At 38.8% G+C, this 18,533-nt stretch carries 22 protein-coding genes; 4 read left to right on the forward strand and 18 right to left on the reverse strand.

What is annotated here, in order from left to right:
• Positions 1–92 precede the first annotated feature (92 nt).
• Positions 93–1,421: an ABC1 kinase family protein gene (locus tag OO007_RS06665; RefSeq protein ID WP_325808217.1), complete on the forward strand. Its 1,329-nt coding sequence runs from the start codon at positions 93–95 to the stop codon at positions 1,419–1,421.
• A 244-nt stretch (positions 1,422–1,665) separates the two neighbouring features.
• Positions 1,666–2,463, forward strand: coding sequence for a transglutaminase-like domain-containing protein (locus OO007_RS06670; RefSeq protein WP_325808218.1), 798 nt, complete (start codon positions 1,666–1,668; stop codon positions 2,461–2,463).
• Between the two features lie 178 nt (positions 2,464–2,641).
• Here OO007_RS06670 and OO007_RS06675 read toward each other — a convergent pair whose 3' ends face one another.
• The 8 genes from OO007_RS06675 to OO007_RS06710 form a co-directional block, all read right to left on the reverse strand.
• Complete coding sequence (locus OO007_RS06675; protein WP_131905526.1) at positions 2,642–2,890, reverse strand: hypothetical protein; 249 nt, start codon at positions 2,888–2,890, stop codon at positions 2,642–2,644.
• A gap of 159 nt (positions 2,891–3,049) precedes the next feature.
• On the reverse strand, positions 3,050–3,721 hold the full coding sequence (locus tag OO007_RS06680; protein ID WP_325808219.1) for a hypothetical protein: 672 nt from the start codon (positions 3,719–3,721) through the stop codon (positions 3,050–3,052).
• A 128-nt stretch (positions 3,722–3,849) separates the two neighbouring features.
• Positions 3,850–4,545 (reverse strand): hypothetical protein, encoded by a 696-nt coding sequence (locus tag OO007_RS06685; protein ID WP_325808220.1) that lies wholly within the window; start codon positions 4,543–4,545, stop codon positions 3,850–3,852.
• 5 nt (positions 4,546–4,550) lie between these two features.
• Entirely contained in the window at positions 4,551–4,949 is a 399-nt protein-coding gene (locus tag OO007_RS06690) for a hypothetical protein (protein WP_131905521.1), read from the reverse strand.
• A gap of 378 nt (positions 4,950–5,327) precedes the next feature.
• Complete coding sequence (locus OO007_RS06695; RefSeq protein WP_325808221.1) at positions 5,328–6,704, reverse strand: sensor histidine kinase; 1,377 nt, start codon at positions 6,702–6,704, stop codon at positions 5,328–5,330.
• Positions 6,701–7,354, reverse strand: a complete 654-nt coding sequence (locus tag OO007_RS06700) for a response regulator (RefSeq protein ID WP_131905519.1) — start codon at positions 7,352–7,354, stop codon at positions 6,701–6,703. Before OO007_RS06700 ends, OO007_RS06695 begins: the two co-directional genes overlap by 4 nt.
• Positions 7,355–7,484: 130 nt before the next feature.
• Positions 7,485–7,766, reverse strand: coding sequence for a hypothetical protein (locus OO007_RS06705; protein WP_131905518.1), 282 nt, complete (start codon positions 7,764–7,766; stop codon positions 7,485–7,487).
• Positions 7,767–7,844: 78 nt separating this feature from the next.
• Positions 7,845–8,168, reverse strand: coding sequence for a PepSY domain-containing protein (locus OO007_RS06710; protein WP_131905517.1), 324 nt, complete (start codon positions 8,166–8,168; stop codon positions 7,845–7,847).
• Positions 8,169–8,617: 449 nt separating this feature from the next.
• Here OO007_RS06710 and OO007_RS06715 point away from each other — a divergent pair, with 449 nt between their 5' ends.
• Positions 8,618–8,815 (forward strand): hypothetical protein, encoded by a 198-nt coding sequence (locus OO007_RS06715; protein ID WP_325808222.1) that lies wholly within the window; start codon positions 8,618–8,620, stop codon positions 8,813–8,815.
• A 302-nt stretch (positions 8,816–9,117) separates the two neighbouring features.
• Here OO007_RS06715 and OO007_RS06720 read toward each other — a convergent pair whose 3' ends face one another.
• The 7 genes from OO007_RS06720 to OO007_RS06750 form a co-directional block, all read right to left on the reverse strand.
• Complete coding sequence (locus OO007_RS06720) at positions 9,118–9,477, reverse strand: hypothetical protein (RefSeq protein WP_131905515.1); 360 nt, start codon at positions 9,475–9,477, stop codon at positions 9,118–9,120.
• 521 nt (positions 9,478–9,998) lie between these two features.
• A complete protein-coding gene (locus OO007_RS06725; protein WP_325808223.1) occupies positions 9,999–10,775 on the reverse strand; it encodes a substrate-binding periplasmic protein in 777 nt (258 codons plus the stop codon).
• A gap of 43 nt (positions 10,776–10,818) precedes the next feature.
• The gene (locus tag OO007_RS06730; RefSeq protein ID WP_325808224.1) at positions 10,819–11,445 is read right to left on the reverse strand and encodes a LysE family translocator; all 627 of its coding nucleotides are present in this window, start codon (positions 11,443–11,445) and stop codon (positions 10,819–10,821) included.
• A gap of 97 nt (positions 11,446–11,542) precedes the next feature.
• Positions 11,543–11,863 carry a hypothetical protein gene (locus OO007_RS06735; RefSeq protein WP_325808225.1) on the reverse strand — a complete coding sequence of 107 codons (321 nt, stop codon included), beginning with the start codon at positions 11,861–11,863 and terminating at the stop codon, positions 11,543–11,545.
• Positions 11,864–11,996: 133 nt separating this feature from the next.
• A complete protein-coding gene (locus OO007_RS06740; RefSeq protein WP_325808226.1) occupies positions 11,997–12,530 on the reverse strand; it encodes a hypothetical protein in 534 nt (177 codons plus the stop codon).
• A 64-nt stretch (positions 12,531–12,594) separates the two neighbouring features.
• Positions 12,595–12,894 (reverse strand): hypothetical protein, encoded by a 300-nt coding sequence (locus tag OO007_RS06745; protein WP_325808227.1) that lies wholly within the window; start codon positions 12,892–12,894, stop codon positions 12,595–12,597.
• Between the two features lie 135 nt (positions 12,895–13,029).
• Entirely contained in the window at positions 13,030–13,701 is a 672-nt protein-coding gene (locus tag OO007_RS06750) for a leucine-rich repeat domain-containing protein (RefSeq protein WP_325808228.1), read from the reverse strand.
• A 204-nt stretch (positions 13,702–13,905) separates the two neighbouring features.
• Here OO007_RS06750 and OO007_RS06755 point away from each other — a divergent pair, with 204 nt between their 5' ends.
• Positions 13,906–14,541: a LysE family translocator gene (locus OO007_RS06755; protein WP_207907021.1), complete on the forward strand. Its 636-nt coding sequence runs from the start codon at positions 13,906–13,908 to the stop codon at positions 14,539–14,541.
• A gap of 76 nt (positions 14,542–14,617) precedes the next feature.
• On the opposite strand, the gene OO007_RS06760 is transcribed toward OO007_RS06755, so the two are convergent.
• The 3 genes from OO007_RS06760 to OO007_RS06770 form a co-directional block, all read right to left on the reverse strand.
• On the reverse strand, positions 14,618–15,628 hold the full coding sequence (locus tag OO007_RS06760) for a GGDEF domain-containing protein (protein ID WP_325808229.1): 1,011 nt from the start codon (positions 15,626–15,628) through the stop codon (positions 14,618–14,620).
• Between the two features lie 328 nt (positions 15,629–15,956).
• Positions 15,957–17,105, reverse strand: a complete 1,149-nt coding sequence (locus OO007_RS06765; RefSeq protein ID WP_325808230.1) for a GGDEF domain-containing protein — start codon at positions 17,103–17,105, stop codon at positions 15,957–15,959.
• Positions 17,106–17,399: 294 nt separating this feature from the next.
• Positions 17,400–18,527: a thioredoxin family protein gene (locus tag OO007_RS06770; RefSeq protein WP_325808231.1), complete on the reverse strand. Its 1,128-nt coding sequence runs from the start codon at positions 18,525–18,527 to the stop codon at positions 17,400–17,402.
• Positions 18,528–18,533 lie beyond the last annotated feature (6 nt).

The following is an 18,533-nucleotide window of genomic DNA, read 5'->3' on the forward strand; positions in this document are numbered from 1 at the left end:
GATATTTCTCTTATCGTATTTTCGTTAACAGTTTCTAATCAAAAGTTTTCTAGTAACTCCTAGTAAATAAAAACAGGGCAATAAATATACTCATGGCAGATTCAGGTAAAAACAAAACAGCAAGTGTTCCTACACATAGGTTGTCACGCTTTGCCAGACTAGGGTCTTTAGCTACGGGAGTAGCTGGTGGAATGTTGGCCGAAGGCGCACGACAACTTGCCAAGGGAAATCGCCCCAATACGCGTGATATGTTATTGACGCCTGCCAATGCAAAGCGGGTTGCCGATCAATTAGCACAATTACGCGGTGCCGCAATGAAAGTGGGTCAGTTATTGTCGATGGATACCGGTGATTTGCTACCTGAAGAACTCACCCAGATTTTATCTCGATTGCGTTCAGATGCGAAGCCGATGCCGTTTAGTCAGCTTACCAAAATTCTGCACGATAATTGGGGAGAAGGCTGGAATAAATCGTTTAAACAATTCTCCTTTGAACCGATTGCAGCTGCATCAATCGGACAGGTGCATTCTGCCTATACCAAAGATGGCCGTCATCTGGCATTTAAAATTCAGTATCCCGGTGTACGTGAAAGTATTTCCAGTGATGTAGATAATGTCGCCACCTTATTGCGAGTCTCTGGCTTGATCCCTAAAGAGGTTGATTTCAAACCGTTATTAGATGAAGCAAAAATTCAGTTACAGCTGGAAGCTGATTACGCGCTCGAGGGTAAGTGGATACAGACGTATACAAAATTGCTAGAAAACGAATCAGACTATGAGCTTCCCGAATATTATCCCGATTACAGCACAGAAAATATACTCGCGATGTCGTTTGTCGGCGGTGATCAGGTAGAAACGTTGGGGCAGAAAATTAATCAGGAACAACGCAATCGTGTTGTTAGTTTGTTGATGTCCTTGTTGTTTAAAGAAATTTTCGAATTTAAACTGGTTCAGACAGATCCTAACTTTGCTAACTACCAATACGATATTGAGAGTGAAAAACTCATTCTGCTGGATTTTGGTGCAACACGGGAATACTCCAGCAAGATTTCTTCAGCTTACCGTTCCTTAATGCAAGGAGCGATCGAAGAAAACCGTGATGCTATGGAACAAGCAGCCACAGATATTGGTTTCTTTCAGGAATTTATTCAACAACCACAACGCGAAGCCGTTCTGGATTTATTTGAAACGGCTTGCGAACCCTTAACATTTAATGGTGAATACGACTTTGGTACTTCTAATCTGGCAAAGCGTATTCGTGAGTCGGGCATGGCATTGAGTACACAACAGAATTATTGGCACACACCACCAGCGGATGCATTATTCTTGCATCGTAAACTAGCGGGGCTTTATTTACTCGCGGCGAAGTTAAAAGCACGTGTGAATATGCATCAACTGTTTTTGCCTTATATGGATTCATGAGTCTGAAACAAGCTATTGAGTGATACTTTAATAAATAATGTATTCGATCAAAGACAGATAAAAAAAGCCCTGTAAGTAGGGGGGTGCCAAATTTATGCGCATCAAATAACTAGGCTCCTATCTGAAACAATTAGGTAATCTGACTGTCTATGCATCAGTGTTATAGTATGTAAGTTCCAAGTTCCAAGTTCCAAGTTCCAAATCTCAAGTTCTATACCCTAAACCTTAAATAAGGATAAACCCTATGTGGTTACGCACTATTTGTGACATGACTTTCGAAGTCGAAATACCAACAACGTTCATTTTAATGCTGCGACAACGCAGTGGCGCTAATCAATGGGTAGCGAGAGAGGAGTACAGAATTCGTCCTCAAGTCCCTGTTTATGAATTTACTGATAACTATGGCAATCTTTGTCAGCGATTGGTTGCACCTGTAGGCCCCTTTGAAATCTTTACCTCCTCTGATGTTTTGATTAATGATTTGGTCGATCAATCACCCGGCGCACCTTTTGTCGAAATAGACAAACTCCCCGAATCTGTACTTAGCTATCTTTTACCCAGTCGCTATTGCGAGTCGGATCGATTTAACGACATGGCTGCTTCGATCACTGAAGGTCATGCAATGGGTTACGATCAAGTAAAAGCCATTGAAACATGGTTACGTAATAATATTAGTTATCTACCGGGAACCAGTGATATAGCGATATCTGCTATAGAAGTTAATGAGAGACAATCAGGTGTTTGTCGTGATCTTTCTCATCTGGGTATTGCACTGTGTAGGAGTTTGAGTATCCCGACACGATTGGTAGTGGGTTATTTATACGAATTAGAACCGATGGATCTACATGCCTGGTTTGAAGCCTATGTCGGCGGTCGTTGGTACACCTTCGATGCGACACAGTCAGAAATCACAGGAGGCTATGTTGCAATTGGTTATGGCCGTGATGCGGCTGACGTAGCAATTTTCAATCAGTTTGGACCTTCGGTGACTTTAGAAACACAGCGTGTTGAAGTTCAGCTGATTGAAGAAGAAAAACTATAGCTGCTTTAACTATTGGAAATGAGTAATAAAAATATGAAAAACCCCTAAAAGTAGGGGGGTGACCTGACATTTTATTGAAGGGCTAGTTAACAATAAAAAGGCAGGTCACCCAAGGCTTGGTGCTACTTCAGTGTTTCATTCGTAGAAGATTCTGGGGGACTTACCGGGGGAAGTAAGATTAATCTTCAGATGAAACTGAGCGCCATAAAACAAACAGACATAACGATAAAGCCGCTAAGAATGTCATCAGAATAGACGGTGTTGAAAACATACCTAAATCAGTTGCCCAACCACCTTGTGGGTGTCGGCTATACAGTACATTTACAATCATTACCTGAGCGAAAAGAAAGCCACTTAAAAATAATAGAAATGCATTTGAAGGTTTCTTTGTTAATACAGATATTACTTTGTTTATGAGTTGATTCATTGTTAGCTCCTTATGCTTTTTGTTTGTTATGTGTTCTACTATAAAACAAAAGAATACAAAAAGCGAACATAAATTCTAAATAGATCTTTTCCTATTTTTAAACAATCTAAGTGTTCCTGTTTCGTGGTAGTAGTTGTAGCTGACTAATTTGCTTGTGAGCTAACGGGCGAGGTAAATAGTATGGCGACTGCCTTTACCTTTATGGGCCCTAACCGTTTTGACTTCCACTTTAAAACGGGCTTTCTTCAATTGCTGGGTGAATTTAGGGTCATGCCATGCCGACCATATAGCTAACACACCTTTAGGGCTAAGTGTTTGTTTGATCGCGAGTAAGCTATTTAACGAATACAAGCTATTGTTATCGGCATGTGTAAAACCTTCTGGTCCATTATCCACATCGAGTAAAATAGCGTCATAGCTAGGTTTGTTGGTTTTGAATAGCGTTGCGACATCGCCTAATCGCACCACTGTGCGTTTATTATCTATGGGTCTGCCAGCACATTCTCCTAACGGGCCTTTATTCCATTCCACAACTTCTGGCACCAATTCTGCAACCTCTATTGTAGAACTCTTGGTGGTAGCTTTAAGGGCGGCTGCCAGCGTAAATCCCATGCCTAAACCACCAACTAATACGGTCGTGTTTTGTACGCCTTGAAGATGAGCACAACCTAATTCGGCCAAGGCTAATTCAGAAGAGTGCACACGACTATTCATCAATTCGCCACGCAGTCCTTTCAAATGAATAGAAAAATCATTGCCGCGCTGGGTTAATCGCAATTCTCCGCCGTTATTGGGAATAACAGCAGTACCTAAAAGTGTTGGGGTGATCATAGCGTCGACGGAGCTTCACGAGTAAGAATGAAACACGAGTATAGGTCGTAGACATTTTAAGATACAGCTTAACGAAGCTGTATCTGGAATCTAGATTTGATTTGAGGTGTTATTCGCTGCCTTAAATTTTATGCTGAGTGTTTCTCAACCCATAAGCAAAAAGGATCTTTGGTTTCAGTATCACCCATTTCTGCTGGGTGTTTTATGATTTCATTCGCGCGCTCAGGAATAGACACATCAAATGTTTGTGTTAACCAGTTTTGATAGTTGCGATTGGGTTTTACCCAGGTCATATTAAGCTCGAACGATTGCTCGGGTGTTAAATTGAAATTCTCGTTCCAGCATATCTCATCATAACCAATTGCAAGTAAGCGCATAAAATCGATCGCGTTATCTGCTAGCTGACAAACCAAGACCGAACCAGACCCTGAACCTAAATGTACAATTTTCTGATTACCTTCATCGTCTAACCAGAATGCAGCCATCGAACCATCGCCACCCGTTCTGGCAAACACACAAAGCCTATCTACTACTTCTGGTTTGTCATGACCAAACCAATGATGCAGATTCACATTACCTTCGGCATGAAAGCTAATGTCCGTTCCGCCGTTTCGTGCTTCAATTTCATCGCCATCTTCATCGAAGTCGCTGATGTATTGATTTAGCATTTCTTTCGGGCAGAGCAAGCCTATGCGTGGTGTGTCAGCATCTCTGTCGATATAAAATGTATTCTCTTCAATCCAGCTAAATAATTGGGACAGTTCTTGTGGAATGGACATGCCCGGTAGAAGCGTTGCTGCTATCTGTGATTCTAAAATACTCATTTGAACTAATAATCCCTGTTGTTAAGCCCTAAAAAATTACCGAAAGCAGCTGCGGTTATTAAACCTAATACACAACCCCAAAGCATCGTGAGGGGTTCTAATACAAAATGACCTTCTGTTAGCACGGTGAGTAATAACCAAGTTAAAAACAAAAAGTAGATAACTCCAGCCAATGCACCAGAAAGCGCGAGATTAAACGTCGATAGCAATTTGTATTGTTTTAAAGCGTAATAAATAGGTAAACCTATAATTAATAATCCAGCAAATGAAGCCACGTAAATCGGTAGAAAAAGTGCTAATGACTGCCTAAGATTTATCCCCTGACTATTTACCAGTGACGGTAATAGCAGAATCAAAAAAGTCGGTACGAGCGCTGAAAACAATACACTAGAAAATATTCGCATTTTTTACCTATACATTAAGATACGTTAGTTACGATACGTTTTTTGTTTGTTTCTCAGTACGTTAGATAGGAGGCGACATTTATTCGTTAATGGTTAGCGTCTGAAGATCCTACAACGTGCATCAATAGCTTGATGGTATGTAGGTTTAATGGGCATATTAGTTCGGATAATCTTTAAAAAATTACCCTGCGTTGTGTTTTTTAAAGGCAAAAAAAAGCCCCCTAAGTAGGGGGGTGGCTTCGGTTTTGAAACGATCTATGATTTTGTGTTATCACGATTTTAGAAATGATCTTATCTATCATGTACTTAACTATTTACTTAACTATTTATTTAATTGTTTACTTAAATACGCACTGATTAATGCACTTAAGCATACATTTAGTCACTAACCAGGTCTTGCTCATAACGAAAGCATAATCCGCCTTGTTTTCGGTTCGATAGGTGAATCTTGCCGTTTAAGTGTTCTGCAATTTCGTGGCTGATTGCCAAGCCCAGACCGTTACCCGGTTTTCCACTTTCTAGTACTCGGTAGAATGGTTCCATCACTTGCTGCAGTTCATCTTCAGGGATGCCGATGCCGGTATCTTCCACCAGTAATATCGCTTTATTTCCCTGTTTAAACAGGCTGATATCCACTTTTCCTGATGCGGGTGTGTAGTGAATCGCATTGCCAATCGCATTATGCACTAATTGGCCTAATCGACCGTTTTGGTCTTTAACGTTGATCGCCTTATCCTGATGTAACATGCCCAAATCAATCTCGGCAGATTCCGCTAATGGAAAGAGATCGGCAATCGCACTTTTCACCACATCATTAAAACTAACGGTTTGTGCCTCAACCTCGTCACTGCTTTGCAAACGTGCCAGATCGAGTAATTGCGCCACCAGATTACCCAAACGATCAAAGCCTTGTTTCAGTTGTTTTTGTCGTTCATTTCGCTCGGCATCATCGTTGGCATGCGTGACGTTTTCTGCCTGTAATGACAATGCTGTAATTGGGGTGCGTAATTCATGCGCAGCATCGGCGATGAATCGGTGTTGCTTGTGCATCACTTGTTTTACTCTCGAAATCAACGCATTAATAGAACTCACAAAGGGGATAATTTCCAGAGGAATATTCTTTTCAGAGAGTTCCTTAAGCTGTGTACCATCTTGCCGATCGATGTTTTTCACCAATAGATTCAGTGATTTAAACTGACGACGAATGATGATATGAATCATCAATAATAGAATACTTACCAGTAACAGAATCGGCAAAAAAGTGCTGATGCTACTGCTCCATGCAATATTGTTTCTTAACTCGGTGGGTTGCGCGATGATAAAGCGTCTATCGCTGTAAAATTGGCTCATCACCAGGACGCGCCATTTGTCATCCCCTAAAGTAATCGTTTTTAAACCATCGCTAATATCTGGCGGGATGCCTTTTAAATTATCACTTATACCTAGTTCGTGAATGATAATAGTGGTTTCATCTTCGATATTATGTTCGTCTCGGAAATCTTCATTGCGATCATGAATCTTCTCGCTGAGTTTCTTTTTTCTTCTGGCGTGTTGTTCATCTTCATTAAAATCAGAAAAATCTAATTGACCGTTACGTACCAATAATGAAATTTCGATCAGCGTATTGTCTTGTAATTCTCTAGCTTGTTGAAAAGCCAATGCCCCAGCGATTGCTCCACCGAAAACTACTAAAACCAACGCGCTGAGAATGATCCAGCGATACAACTCACGTTGCAGTGATTTTTGTTGCATCATTTGCTGACCATCCAGCCCATGCCCCTGATATTTTTAATTGCATCTTTGCCCAGTTTCTTACGCAATGCGTGAATAATAAACTCGATCGCATTACTCGCGACTTCTTCATTCCAGCCGTAAATGCTTTCTTCCAGATTATCGCGTGAGAAAATAGTGCCAGGTCTAAGCATCAGCGTTTGGAGCAAGGCATACTCGCGTGCAGATAAGGGAAACGACTCGCCATCTCGGCTTACTTCGCGTGTGGCAGGATCAAGTTCTAACAGAGAGTTAGAAAGAATAGGGGTGGCAACGCCATGATTGCGTCGGACCACAGCACGCATACGGGCGTGTAATTCATCAATCGAGAAAGGTTTGACCAGATAATCATCTGCGCCTAAATCCAGTCCCTGAATACGGTCTTCAACGGCATCTCTCGCCGTTATCACGATAACAGGAAGGCTTTTGGTTTTGCGTAACTCATGCAAGACCTCTAAACCATTTTTACCGGGTAAACCCAAATCCAGCAATACCAGCGAATATTCTTCGGTGTTAAGGCTAGATAAGGCAGTAATGCCATCCTTTACCCAGTTGACCGCGTAGGATGCATCATTAAGTGCCTGCTTAATCGCATTGCCGATAGATTCGTCATCTTCTACCAGTAGAATGCGCATATTTGATTTGCCGTATCTGTCATTGTTATAAAAACTCTAATCTGTAATGAGTATATCTATTGAAAATCTCTAACAAAAATCGCTAATGAATAGTCACAGCATATTAACAAAAACGGTTTTATCAATCGCGTTATTTTAAAGGCTCATCCACAACCGTGTATTCGGCATCGATGATCTCACCGTTTTTAATCACAGCCGCCTGACCTAAGCTAATATCCTTCTGATGTTGTCGTTGTAAGCGCCACAGTTTAAACGCCACAAAAGGAAAGATGATAGCTGAAACAGCCATTAAAATTAGGCTAAACATAAAGCCGCTCAAAAGAACCACACTAGCGATAACAGACAACATGGCAATCTTGGCAAACGAAGGTTTCCGCTGTGACATCTGTTGATAAAATGTTTGAGTTTGCATTGTATACTCCTTGTTAATAGCCACCAGCAAAATGCTGGTGACTGTTCTTTATTTTTGATTAGACTGTAGATTTAAGACTTAATCTTTGTAATCAAGTTTCTGCTTCAGCACCTTGCCAGAAGCCGCATCTATTTCTAATTCGTGTATTAGTTTGTTCGAATCAACCACTTCAACTTCCCAGACTGATTTGCCGTGTTCATTATCAAACTCGACTGCTTTCGCTTTTCCTGGAACGGTTGTGAGTGCAATTTCCAGCGCTTTATCAATGGTGATAGATGATTCAGTAAACGAGATGACTTCCGTTTCTTTTTTATCATTACTGCCCGCTTGAGCAATAATTGCAGAACCAAGAAGACCCGTACCAATAAGCGTTGAGATTATGGTTTTACTAAAATGTTTCATTGTGTTTATCCCTCTATTTCTCACTATTAAGAATAAGTTTCACTATTAAAAAACCGTTAAATAATTAGCAAAACGCTATTTTTAGTTTTAACGTGAGTAGAAGAATAAGGAATGAAACTTAGCTGTAACTTAGGCGCTACAAAAAATTGAATAAATATGTAAAAACAATCTGGATAGATATGCCAGATGGCGTTTTAAGGACAGCGAGAGAGATATCTACAGTGATAAATAATTACAGAAAAACACAATGCGGAACAATGCGGTGAAAAAAGTGCCCCAAAGGTGGGGGGTGGCTTTATGTTTTACGAATAGTAAATATTAGCGAGTTTATTGAATCGCACCGACATACAAGGCAATAAACACAAAGAGATTCAATGAAACGTGATGGATTTCACAGAACGTGAAGGTAGCCTCGATTATATTAGAGCCTGGTAAACTGGGAGAAGACAATGAAGCTCGTTAATCAATTCACTACACTAGCCAGTAGTCGCGGCGTTCGCGGAGTATTTTATATAGCCCTTATCATTAGTTGTTTTGCATTTTCGCCAGCAAAAAGTACAGCGTTGGTACAAAGCAATGCGGCTAATAGTGAAGGTGGCATTGGTGCTATAAATGTGGTCTTAAATATGACCTCAGAAAAACATTAGTTAAAAATTAGATAAAACAGCTATAGCGATCTCATATTAGTAAGCAATTACTGGGGGCATAATTTAAGATCAATCAGTGGGCACATTAAATAGATTAAGCTTTTACTTTGACTAGCAGCGCAGACAATAAACATAAAGCTAAGCAGCGATAATAGTAATTGGATTAGTCCTTAGCAACTAAATAGCTAAGGGCCGTATTAGTTCAGCAAATCCTTAAAGATATAAACGATACCTAAACGAGTGATAAAAAAACGCGTAATAAAAAAACGCCCCTATGTAGGGGGGTGCGTTCGGTATTTTAATTAATCGTAAAAATCAAAAACTGTCTGCAAATCAACATTCGGCCAATCCAACCATGACATACTCGCATCAAACCACTTTTTAGATGCACCATTCGTCATCGCAGCCGTCATTTCAGATTTCATCTCAGAATAATCAAAATCTTCACCAATCGAATCATGATAACTACTAAAGCCGGAAGGCGACGCAAATAAACTCATTGCCCAACTATGCCAATCAAAACCTTGTTTAACTTCTAACGAAGCTTTCTTGATGTGCGCACATGAATAGTATTTCTTTTTACCGTAATCACGAACCAGGATTTCTCCTACCTTTTTACCATGAGACTTTTGTTCTGCGGGTGACATTGCAAGATCAGTCATTTTCTTCTCCTAGGTTTTTCTTCTTTTTTTATTCTTATATTAACATTTGACGTATTAACTCAATCTGAATAATTTATATAAAGCATTAAGATTTAAAAGTACGTGATAGGTGGGGCTGTATTGGTTCATTGATAATGATAAGTGGTCAATTTTTAAGTCTGAACGTTATGGGGTGTTTTCTTTTTAGTTGATACTGTTTTTACTATTTATTACTGAAGGGGGGAATGAATATAAAAGGTAGAAATGAGATGGGTGGGATAGCGATGATAAAGAGCTGTAAATTGCGGTTGTAAATAGAGGAGGTAAATAGAGAGTGATATTGGATTATTGTTTCATATTCAAAGCTACGAGTTACTGTCTTGTCCATATTCATACATATAGATACAGCATCAAGAAATGTAAGCAAATAAATACCGTTTACTTCACAACATCATAGTTTCTAAACCTAAGGGAAAAATAATGGGTATGAAGGCAGGTCGCTTCGCTCAAACAACCTTTATTCTGGACGATTATTTATTGGATCACTGATATTTCTGTACTATTTTCTCAATGTTTCCGTCTTTTTGTAATGTATCAAATGCTTTTCGAAGCTTATCCAGAGTTTCTTTATCAACACCTTTATTACTTACCCCGTGGTATACGGGCGTTCTTCTCAGTACAAACGGATGTGTTGCGAGTTCTTTATAATCAGGATCATTCTTAATGCGATATTCGGCTGAGATGGTGGTCTCAAAGAAACCGATTATTCTTCCTGCCATGACTTTTTTAAAATTCAATTCGGCTGATTGTATTGGCTCAAATGACTCTTTAAATTCAGGATCACTCGCAAAACGTTTTTTAAATTCTTCTGTATATTCCATATTTCCCAGATAGCCGAACTTGCTTTTTTTATTGTTAGAAATAGTAATGAAATCGTTCAATGACTTTATCGGAAGATGCTCATTAGACTTCTTTACAATAAGTCTCACTTCGCCATTTCGAACAGGACCAATCCAGTTGATAAATGCAGATCGTCCATCCGCTTTTTTCAAGTTAGTCATATATTGAAGGCCGCCTTCTTTCATGGATTCAAGCGCGCGTGCCCAAGGCTCGTTAATAAATACAGGCTCAAACCCCGCTTTTTTTACGATAGCTGAGGCCAACTCGACGCCTAAGCCAGTCCAGTCTCCGTTAGCGTCTTTATAATAATTAGGAGGGAATTCAGACACTCGTATTTTTATCATCTGCTCGGCAAATACTTGAGTGTGATAACAACTTAATATTATTAGAAACGTCAGAATGCGTTTAATGTGAATCATTTTTCTCTTCCAAAAAGATAAAGTCTATCAATACGTTTAAGCTTTATTGTGATTGTTTGACTGATAATGCCCATAAACCAGCGGTAGTAAGCAGAGACCCACCACAGATATTAAATATACGTTGTGTTTTTGGCGACGACAAAAGCTTTTGAGCTTTACCAGCGAATACTGCGTATAAAGTGGCATTGAGTGTGGCCAGTGCAACAAATGTAAATGCAAGTATCCAAAGTTGGGTGGTCACCTCAGTATTCGTATTTAAAAACTGGGGTAAAAATGCGACGAAGAAAATTATGCCCTTAGGGTTTAAAGCCGTAACGAGATAAGTATTTACGAACAATTGCGAGCTTGTGATTTCTTTTTTGCCTTTACTTATAGTTAGTGGGCTAACTCCAGACATAAAGAGTTTAAATCCTAAATATATTAAATACAGTCCACCAGCCCATTTTACGGTCTGAAACCAAAAAGCAGATTCAGTTAACAGAGCCCCCAAACCGAGTAGAGAAAGAGCAAGTGCTGTTGAGTCGCCAAGCGCTAGCGCTAAAATTAATGGTATCTTGGCCTTATACTCGTGAGAAATAGAATAACTTATTACTGTGAGAATCGTAGGCCCAGGTATGATTAGCAATACAACGGATGCGGCGACGAATGTTATCCATATCTCGATATTCATAATGTATACGATGCTAGTTAGTGGTTTTACCGTTGCAAAAAATTGTTATACATATTTATATTAGATGAAAAATTTAATGTTTTTTGCAGCAGACAGTTTAAGTAACAAAACCCCAACCTATATTTTCATACATTTGATATAAGCCAAAGCACAGCATAAATAATGGCGCAATCGTTGAAAAAAACAATATACCAAGTTTAGTCGTTACAGTTTTGCTCAGATAAACAAAATAAACAGATAATAATGACATCACTAATACGGCTATAACGATTAACCAGAACCCACCTGGGTAGATAACAACATCGCTTTTGTTAAATGTTGTTGTGATTTTTACGGTATTAAAAAGTATAACCAGAGACAGAATCGGATTAAAAACCATAAAAGCAAACCAGATTGAGTCAACAAAGGAATACATCATGGATCTATTTAATGAAAACAAATGTTTAACCTCGGTTTGATTCGTGACGCCTACATCAGATGAATGAAATAGTAGGGTGACGCAGTAACCTTGCTTTTGTTGGTTGAATGCATGTACTCGTTAGACTTTTGACTCATTTTATTAATCGACTTATAACAAAATAACCCACAGCCAATACAACAAGTAATAATAACAGTAGTGAAAATGTATTTACTGAAGCTTTTTCTTTATTTTGCAGGGTTGCTGTAGGTTTATTATTTGAAGTTAGTATCTCAGTATATTCAACTTTGCCGTTCATAGCCTTTCTATGATATTCAATCACAACTGGTGGCTGCGCATCTGTGATTAACTTGTAACCATTTGGAATAGAGGTATAAATTTCTAGATCATCTCCCTGAACCTTTGCATCCATATCAGTTGCTATGGAAATCATTTTTTCAATAAAGAAATGCGGTGGGTTTTTACTGTCAATGACACCAGTTTCACTCCAAAACAACCAAGGTGCTGAGTCGCCTGAATTCTTTAATATTACATAGTCCTTAGATTTACTATCGATAATAAGTTCTGAATCTTTCGATACATATTCTAACCATTCTTTCTTTGAAATCTTGCTGCCTGATTCATCCCAATGATTCTCTTTCCTAGTGATGTATAAATTATATCCCATTGTTAAATCTCTGAATTAGTCTAACGCCTTACTCAGCGAGTAATTTTTCCGATGATGTCACTTGTCATGTTTTGTTAATACAATGAAACATTACATCAACTTTTGGGTAGTTACCTAAAATATAAGGTGGTTTACTTTCATTAATATTGTCAATTTTCACCGCTTGATTATTACCTAAACACTTAGCAGATGCTTCTTTTAAAGCTTCCACTTTAATTGAGCCAGTTCCGGGGAAACCTGTAGCTGCTTGCTTAGAAATAATAAAACTATTATTTCCCAAAGGCACTACACCTGAATTAGAAGAACAACCACTGATTAACAAAGTAACTACTACAAAAATATAATATTCTGATTTATTTAGCATTTTTATCCTTTGATTTAGGTTAAAAGTACGCCCTAGTACTTTTAGGTACTTTTTTTAATTTTGTTAAGAACATAACGGCTGCATAAAAAGGCGATCTGTTTTTGCCGCTCTTTTTTGATGCACTTGTTAGCGTTTTTATATTTCATATTTGTCACACCAATTACAAACTAATAATGGTAATGCTTTACGTAATGATACAAAACTGCTTTTTGGTGCAAACCTAGCTGGTGCGAAATATTTCAAGTTAGGCATACTGGATAAATAGTTTAAGTTTTTGTCTTTGAGTTGCACTGAACTCATAAACAAAGCCTCTAAATTTTGTAAATTGGATAAAGGCTGTAAAGAGTCTAGTTTTTGTTTTGTATACATACTTTCTTCAAAACCTATAACGGATAGATTGTGAGCATTAGATAGAAAACCTAAATCACTAATTTGTTTTGTATTTTCAATTAGCAGAACATTCAGATTGGGTAGTTTGTTGATGAAAGAAAAATTATTAGCTTTTCTTATTCCATATATTTTCAATGTGCGCAGATTTGATAAATTTCCAATATCTGTTAAATCTTCAGCTGTAATTGTTTCAATTTCTAAATATTCTAATTTTTGTAGTTGTGATATTTCATTAAGGAAACTCTGGTTTACTTGCTTAGCGAGTAAAACCTTAATGTCTTTAAACTCAGAAATACCTTTGTGAGAATTTTTTTCTCTGTAGAAGGATACTTTTGTAGAGTCTTTAGCAATATCGCTCAAAGAAGTTTTACTATCTTGAAATGTTTGCCTGTCTCGATATTTTTTATTGTAGTCCATTATTTCACTAGTTTTACTCTAACAGTTTATTAGATAGATTCTGCATTTTACCTGTTACTTCGGCTTCCTTCTAACTCAATTATTATAAACTGCCAGCTATTAAATAATTAAAAAAACTGCCCATAAGTAGGGGGGGGCCTTTATTTTACTTTTCCTTACAACAATAAATTGAATCCTCTGCATTTCTATCCTAATCTCCGCTCCATGACTTTTCTAATTATTAATGCCGCGATGTTGGCAGTGTTTATTCCCACGTTTTTGTTTGTTTCAACAACGCCGGGTATGTGTATGACGTTGTCGATGACATTGGGCATGACGATTGGTGTGCGTAAGACATTCTGGATGATGGCGGGCGAGTTGATTGGGGTTGGTTCGGTGGTGGTGTTATCCATGATCGGGGTGGCTGCGATTATGCTGAAGTACCCGGATTTCTTTACCGTTTTTAAATGGGCGGGTGGTTTGTATCTGGGTTATATCGGGATTCAGATGTGGCGTTCTCGTGGGCGTTTGGCGATTCAGGAAGTGTCTGAGGAAGGCGTACAGGTTTCGCGTTTGTCACTGGCGACTCAGGGCTTTGTAACGGCTATTGCTAACCCTAAGGGCTGGGCGTTTTTCGTGGCGTTGTTGCCGCCTTTTATTGATCAGTCTTTGCCGTTGTTGCCACAGTTGTCGGTGTTGTTATTGATCATTTTAACTATCGAATTTTTCTCGCTGACCTTGTATGCAATCGGTGGACAATCGCTGGCGCATTTATTACGAGAGCGCAGTAATGTACGCATTATGAATCGTATTGCGGGTACTTTGATGATTGGCGTAGGTATCTGGTTGATTACGACTTAAGCTAAGCATTTAAAAAAAGTGCCTTAAAGGTAGGGGGTGGCTTTTAATTAGTCGTGAAAGTGATATCAGCTTATGTTTAGCTGAGTAATTCACTTATCGCACTTGTTCTTTTTATCTTGCAGTTTTGCTTATTGATGTACATGCGTTGGTCGGCAACTTTAATGAGTTGTTCGATGCTATCGCCATCTTCAGGGTATTGTGCGATGCCGATGCTGGCGCCTACTTGTAGTTTTTGACCTTTGAATGCAATCGGTGCTGATACGCTGATTTTTACTTTTTCACAGAGTGTTTTGACGAATTGATCGCTGAAGCAATTGGTTTTAAGCCCGATTAAAAACTCATCGCCACCTAAGCGCGCAACATAGTCTTCTTTTCGTGTGGTTTGCAATAAACGTTTTGCGGTGATTTCCAGGATTCTATCCCCAGAGTCATGCCCGTGATTATCGTTAATTATTTTAAAGCCATTCAGGTCTATGAAGATCAGGGTGAGCTTGGTATTCGATTGTTTTGCTTCTGCCAATGCCTGGCGCATACGGCTTCTCATGGAGCGACGATTAGGTAACCCTGTGAGTACATCTAGGTTTGCGAGCTTTGCGTGTCTTTCTGCTTCCTGAGTTTTTGCCTTGGCAATTTTTGTCAGTTTTTTCTGAAGTAACAGGTTTTTCTTGATCAGGTTATCTCTGATTATTTTTGATGTTGCAGCGACGGTGATGAGAGACATCAGATAAAAAACCTGACCAATGAATAACAAAAAGTGTGTACCCGATGCATCTTGATGGATGTATATTTTTATCATTGCGTAACTGACGAGAAGCAATGCACCCAGAATAACTGAATAGTGCATGGGTAGATAACTCCAGGTAAAGGAATTATAGACAAGTACCATGAGTGCCGCGAAATACATACCATGTGAGTAATCTCCATCTCTGGCTATGAAGATGGCAAAACAGATCGCTATGCCGGATACGACATAACCGGACATGAGGATATTGTTGTAATGCTTGAGGAAGAATTCTCGTTTGTAGGTCAGGTAATAGATAAAGGCGTATAAGGCAAGGTTGGCTGCGCGTGGGATATATAGCTGCATTAAGACATCTTTCGAAAATCCAAAATAATCCATTACTGAATACAATATATAAAGGAGACTCCCGAGTATCACGATCACTCGAGTAGAATTGACCTTTTCATCCGCCAGATTATCTCCAAAAGATATGGATTTGTAGTTAGATATGAAAGAGCTTATGTTCACGTTTTTTAGTTTTTAGTGGTTTCTTATATTTATTAAAAAGTCATATAAACAGCCATTCTCAGAATTATCCTTTTATTTTGAGTATTTGCTTATTCGTTGTTATTTAGTCGTTCTGTAATTGTCTTTGTTTAAAATTTCCGATGTTTAAATTTTCCGATGCATCAGTTCACATTGTTTTGCTTCGTCTTCCTTCCTGTTTATCCAGATACATGTGTTTGTCTGAAATTTTTATTAATTCATCAATGGTCTCCCCATCTCCCGGGTATGAGGCGCAGCCTATACTCACGCCTACCTTTAATTTGTGTTTGTTAAATGCAATAGGATCTGAAATATTCTTTTTTAGTTTTGCACAGAGGCTGTCGATAAACTTGGCTGAGAATTGATCGGTTTTAAATCCAATGAGAAATTCATCTCCGCCGATACGTGCCAGATAATCGTCTTCTCGAATCGTATGTTTGAGGCGTTTGGCGGTGACTTCCAGCACTCGATCTCCCGAGTCATGCCCATAGGTATCATTGATTTCTTTAAATCCGTTGAGGTCCAAAAATATCAGAACCAATAGTGTGTTTGTGTGTTGCGCATCTTTTAACGCCAGTTCTAAACACTCTGTGATATAGCGTCTATTCGGTATACCTGTCAGTGCATCGAGGTTTGCCAGCATTTCTTGTTTTTCGGCTTCTTTTGTTTGTTCTTCGGCTTCTTTGATTAAGTTTTTTTGTAATCGGATATTTTTATAGATTAAGGTATCTCTAATGTATTGTGCGGTCGCTGCGACTACCCCGATTGATAATAGATAAAATACTTGAGACATTAATGTTAATAAGCGCGCACCTTCTATGTCTTTGTGGGCAAACACTCTCATACAGATGTATGTGATGATAAAAAGCGCACTGATGAATATTGAAACTTTTATAGGTAGATAACTCCAAGAAAAAGAGGTAGCCACCAGAATTATCAGCGCTGCAAAGTACAAATCGTATGAATATTCACCTGCTTGAGAAACATAGACACCAATTGAGATGGCGATGCCACAGGCAAAATAACCAGCCATCACAATGGGTATGTAATATTTTTGGAATATGTTTTGGTAAGTCAGGTAATAGATATAAGCAAGAACCACCAGAAGTGTTCCACGCGCAAGATAAATCGTTTCTAACGTTTCTTCGGGCAAGCCGAATTTGTCCATTATTGTATAAACAATAAACAGCAATGCCCCAAGTATCACGATAACCCGGGTCGAATTAACTTTTTCTTCTAATACACTTTGATTGAAAGATGCGGTTTCTTCTTTGGTTGGTTTAGAGGTCAGTATCACGTTAGTTTATGGTTTATCTGCTTTTATAATTATTAATATATATATTTGCTAGCAAACATTTTGCCGCATTAACGCCATACTAAGTTTTATGGCCATTAAATACTACTTTTTCGGATGAGTGGTTTGCAGAATAAAAGTGCGAGAAAGAGAGTAATAAAAACGCTATAGAAGCGTAATGGAAGTGATTGTTATTATTGATTAAAGCGCATTGAATACGCGTTAATGAATGTATCTATAAAATGAAGATACATTGTTACATATTTGTCTATAGCATAGTTTTAAAACGGCTGAGAGTTACTTCCAGATATCGATGTCTTTACCGGATTTGAGTATGTTCTCCTGGTAGACTTTGCCAAATTCTAGCCAGGTGGCATAGGTCTCATATTCTTTGTCGGCAACATAGGTGAGTAATTCAGTCATGTGGAATGTTTTTAGTAAGCCTGTAACTCGGGCTTTTTCTTCACTTTCGGCATATAACACCAAAGCAGGACGATAGCTGATACCAAGCTTCTTAATCCAGTCTTTGGCGGTGGTTTTATTGCCGTCTATATCGATAATTTCTTTATCTGATAGGGCGTCTAAACGCGCAAAATTATAGGCTTTCATTAAGTTATCTATATCTGGGTTAGTGAGAATATCTTTATGGAAAGCTTCACATTCGCCACAAGTGTTATCTTCAAAGAGAATAGCAATGGGCTTGTCTTGTTCGCTGGCTTTTTGAAAGTCGGTGATGTCAGTAAAGTGTTTGTTAGGGAGCAATTCATACACCGCATCGTTGAGGTTTTCACTACGGTAACTGGCAAGATCGGTTGTTTCATACGCTTTATCTTTGACGTAATTCAAAACAGTTTTAAATTCGCGTGGCGTGCGGTAGCCGTTCAATCTTGCTACGACCTTATTATCAGCATTCATGAATAACAAGGTAGGTGTATAGAGGACTTTAAGGGCTTTAGCGAGTTCGCTTTCAGTCACTTCCATTTGCTCATTGAAGGCTATCTCTCGACTGCCTTTGATATTGATGTGGATGCTATCGAAGTTTTCTTTAATGAATTCCAGATTGCCACCATCTTTTTCTGCGGTCTTAAAGTTATCTTCCAGCATTTTTGCACAGTAAGGGCAGCCTTTTAAGTCGGCGAAAACCAGCATGTGTTTGCCTTCTTCTGCCGCTTCTTCAGCATCTTCCCTGAAATCTAAAAAGCTCTCTTTAAACCAATCCGGAAATTCAACATCAGATGCGCCGATAATCTGCCCGACTAAGGTTTGGTTCGCATTATTGTCAGTTGTTGTATCCGTTGTTTTGTTAGTTGCCGTGCCAGTGTTATCAGCAAATACAAAAGTGCTTATTGCGATACAAGATAAAGTCAGAACTAACAGTGCTTTTACTGAGAGTTTGAGTAAAGAGAAATGATTGCGTGACGTCATAATATT

The sequence above is a fragment of the Cocleimonas sp. KMM 6892 genome (assembly GCF_035798195.1).
In the GTDB taxonomy this organism is placed as follows: Bacteria; Pseudomonadota; Gammaproteobacteria; order Thiotrichales; family Thiotrichaceae; genus Cocleimonas; species Cocleimonas flava.